We start from the raw sequence: 4,360 nt of genomic DNA, 5'->3' as shown, positions 1-4,360 counted from the left end.
CGGAGTTCCCGTCGGACCGTGGCTGGGATCTGGCGGGGCTGTACGACCCGGATCCGGATCGTCAGGGGACGTCGTACACGCGTGAGGGCGGTTTCCTCTACGACGCCGGGGACTTCGACGCCTCGTTCTTCGGCATCTCGCCGCGTGAGGCGTTGGCGATGGACCCGCAGCAGCGGTTGCTGCTGGAGACCTCCTGGGAGGCGTTCGAGCGGGCCGGGATCGACCCCGCCACGCTGCGGGGCAGCCGTACCGGTGTCTTCGCGGGCACCAACGGCCAGGACTACGCCGGGCTCGTCGCCACCCCGCCCGAGGGCCTGGAGGGCCATCTGGGCACGGGCAACGCGGCGAGCGTGGTGTCCGGGCGGGTCGCCTACACCTTCGGTCTGGAGGGCCCGGCGGTCACGGTCGACACGGCGTGTTCCTCGTCGCTGGTGGCCCTGCACATGGCGGTGCAGGCGCTGCGCGGCGGTGAGTGCACGATGGCGCTCGCGGGTGGCGTCACGGTGATGTCCACGCCCGAGGCGTTCGTGGACTTCAGCCGTCAGCGCGGACTCGCGGAGGACGGCCGGATCAAGGCGTTCGCGGCCGGTGCGGACGGCACCGGCTGGGGCGAGGGCGTCGGCATGCTGCTCGTGGAGCGGCTGTCGGACGCGGAGAAGAACGGCCACCCGGTGCTGGCCATCGTGCGGGGCAGCGCGATCAACCAGGACGGTGCCAGCAATGGCCTGACCGCGCCGAACGGTCCCTCGCAGCAGCGGGTGATCCGGCAGGCGCTGGCCGGTGCGGGGCTGTCGGCCGGGGATGTGGACGCGGTCGAGGCGCACGGTACGGGTACGACGCTGGGTGACCCGATCGAGGCGCAGGCGCTGCTGGCCACGTACGGGCAGGAGCGTGCCCCGGAGCGGCCGTTGTGGCTGGGGTCCATCAAGTCCAACATCGGTCATACGCAGGCGGCGGCCGGTGTCGCGGGCATCATCAAGATGGTCCTCGCCATGCGGCACGGTGTGTTGCCGCAGACGTTGCATGTGGATGAGCCGTCGCCGCATGTGGACTGGTCGGCGGGGGCCGTCGCGCTGCTGAGCGAGCGGGTGGAGTGGCCGGAGACGGGCCGTCCGCGCCGCGCGGGCGTGTCGTCCTTCGGGCTCAGCGGCACCAACGCGCACACCATCATCGAGCAGGCCCCGGCCGTTCCGGCCCTTCCGGCCGCCCCGGGCGAGCAGCCCACGCCGCGTGAGCTGACCGCGCTGCCGTGGCTGCTGTCGGCGAAGGACGGGCAGGCGCTGCGCGCCCAGGCCGCACAGCTGGCCACCCATCTCCGCACCCACCCCGAGCTGAGCGCGGCCGACCTCGCCTTCTCGCTCGCCACCAGCCGCGCCGCGCTGGAGCGGCGCGCCGCCCTCGTCACCACGGACCGCGAGACGTTCCTGGCGGGCCTGGACGCGCTGGTTCGGGGCGAGTCCGTCCCGGGGGTGGTCGAGGGGACGGTCACCGAGGGCAAGGTGGCGTTCCTGTTCACGGGGCAGGGGAGTCAGCGGCTGGGGATGGGCCGTGAGCTCTACGATGCGTTCCCCGTGTTCGCGGATGCGCTGGATGAGGTGTGTGCGCATCTGGATCTGCATCTTGAGCGGCCGTTGCGGGATGTGTTGTTCGGGGATGACGCGGCGGTACTGGATCGGACGGGGTTCACTCAGCCCGCGTTGTTCGCGGTTGAGGTGGCGTTGTTCCGGCTCGTTGAGGCGTGGGGTCTGACGCCGGACTTCCTCTCCGGGCATTCGATCGGTGAGCTGGCCGCCGCGCATGTGGCGGGTGTGTTCTCGCTCGCCGATGCGGCGAAGTTGGTGGCCGCCCGTGGGCGGTTGATGCAGGAGCTGCCCACCGGCGGCGCGATGATCGCCATCCAGGCGTCCGAGGACGAGGTCGCGCCGCTGCTGACCGAGCGGGTGTCGATCGCCGCCCTGAACGGCCCGACGTCCGTGGTCATCGCGGGCGACGAGGACGCGGCTGTCGCGATCGCCACGTCGTTCGAGGCCCAGGGCCGTAAGACCAAGCGGCTCACCGTGAGCCACGCGTTCCACTCCCCGCGCATGGACGGGATGCTGGAGGCGTTCCGCGAGGTGGCGCAGGGGCTCACCTACGAATCCCCGCGCATCCCGATCGTCTCCAACCTGACCGGTGGCGTGGTGTCCGCCGAGGAGATCACCAGCCCGGACTTCTGGCTGCGCCATGTCCGCGAGGCCGTCCGCTTCCTCGACGGTGTGCGGACGCTGGAGGCGGAGGGTGTGACGACCTTCGTCGAGCTCGGCCCCGATGGCGTTCTCTCGGCGATGGCGCAGGAGTGTGTGACCGGCGAGGACGCCGCGTTCGCCGCCACGCTGCGGAAGGGGCGTACCGAGGTCGAGTCGGTGACCGCCGCGCTCGCCCTGCTGCACGTCCGGGGCCAGTCCCCGGACTGGGGCGGCTACTTCGAGGGCACCGGGGCCCGGCGCGTCGAGCTGCCGACCTACGCCTTCCAGCGCACCCGGTACTGGTGGGAGGAGACCCCGGCGGCGTCGGAGGTCGCGCCGGGCGGTGCCGTCGACGGGCGGTTCTGGGATGTGGTGGAGCGCGGTGATGTGGCCGCGCTGGCGGCGGAGCTCGCGGTGGATCCGGGGCTTTCGCTGGGTGAGGCGCTGCCCGCGCTGTCGTCGTGGCGGCGGCAGGAGTCGGTGCGTTCGGCGGTGGACGGCTGGCGATACCGGGTGTCGTGGCAGCCGGTGACGGAGCGGTTGGCCACCGGGGTGCTGGGTGGCTGCTGGCTGGTCGTCGTCCCGGCGGACGAGGCCGAGGGTGTCTGGGCCACGGGCGTGGTGCGGATGCTGGCCGGGCGTAGTGTGGATGTGCGCGTGGTCGAGTCGGACGCGGTGGACCGTGCCGGGCTGGCGGAGGAGCTGCGGACGGCGGTCGTGGGCGGTTCGGTGGCGGGGGTGTTCTCCCTGCTGGCGGTGGAGTCCGAGGCGGGGCTGTTGCGTACGGCCGCGTTGGTGCAGGCGTTGGGTGATGTGGGTGTGGGTGCGCCGTTGTGGGTGGCGACGCGGGGTGCGGTGTCGGTGGGGCGTTCCGATGGTGTGGTGAGCCCGGTGCAGGCGTTGGTGTGGGGGCTCGGCCGGGTGGCGGCGTTGGAGCTGCCGGAGCGGTGGGGTGGTCTGGTCGACCTTCCCGAGACGGCCGACGAGCGGGCGCTGGGGCGGCTGGCGGGTGTGCTGGCCGGTGCCGGTGCCGGTGCCGGTGCTGGTGCTGGTGCCGGTGCTGGGGCTGGTGGCTCGGGCGAGGATCAGGTCGCGGTGCGCGCCTCAGGCGTCTTCGGGCGTCGGCTGACGGAGGCTTCCGGGTCCCGGACATCCGGTGACGAGGGTTGGCGGGCGTCCGGTTCGGTGCTGGTGACGGGCGGTACGGGTGCGCTGGGCGCGCATGTGGCCCGTTGGCTGGTGGCGAACGGTGCCGAGCATGTCGTGCTCACCAGCCGCCGGGGGCCCGACGCCCCGGGCGCGGCGGAGCTGCGCGATGAGCTCGTGGCGTCGGGTGCTCGGGTGACGGTGGCCGCGTGTGATGTGGCGGACCGGGACGCGCTCGCCGAGCTGCTGGCGTCCATACCGGCCGAGCTACCGCTGACCGCCGTCGTCCACGCGGCCGGTGTGCTGGACGACGGTCTCGTGGACACGCTGGACGCCGAGCGGCTGGAGCGCGTGGTGCGCGCCAAGGCCACCTCCGCGCAGAACCTCCATGAGCTGACCCGTGACCTGGACCTTTCGGCGTTCGTCCTCTTCTCCTCGCTCGCCGGGTCGGTGGGCGCGGCCGGACAGGCCAACTACGCGGCGGCCAACGCCTACTTGGACGCGCTGGCCGAGCGGCGGCGCGCCCAGGGTCTGCCCGCCACCTCGATCGCCTGGGGCCCGTGGGCCGAGGGCGGCATGGCCGCCGACGGGGCGCTGGAGCGCCGGATGCGCCGCGACGGAGTGCCGCCGATGGCGCCCGAGTCGGCGCTCACCGCGCTGCGGCAGGCGCTGGACCTCGATGACACCGCCGTGACGGTCGCGGACCTCGACTGGGACCGGTTCCTCGCCGAGTTCACCGCCGTACGGCCGAGCGCGCTGTTCGGCGAGGTGCGGGCCGCGCGCCCGGCGCCGGCCGCCGAGGGCGCGCCGCGCCCGGCCGTCACCGCAGGGACCGGCACCGGCACACTCGTGGAGCGGCTGTCCGGGCTGACGGAGAACGAGCGCGCACAGACGCTGCTGGAGTTGGTGCGTGCGCAGGTCGCGTCGGTGCTGGGGCACGGCGGGGCCGAGGCGGTCGAGGCCGGGCGCGCCTTCAAGGAGCTGGGCTT

At 73.3% G+C, this 4,360-nt stretch carries 1 protein-coding gene; it reads left to right on the top strand.

Features of this window, described 5'->3' with window-relative positions; all coding sequences use genetic code 11:
- Positions 1-4,360 (top strand): type I polyketide synthase (locus ABD329_RS47285; protein ID WP_344318195.1); only part of this gene is annotated, 4,360 nt, incomplete at both ends.

The organism is Streptomyces javensis, from assembly GCF_039525925.1.
In the GTDB taxonomy this organism is placed as follows: Bacteria; Actinomycetota; Actinomycetes; order Streptomycetales; family Streptomycetaceae; genus Streptomyces; species Streptomyces asiaticus.
The sequence above is the reverse complement of the archived record's forward strand: the minus strand, read 5'-3'. Positions and strand labels throughout refer to the sequence as shown.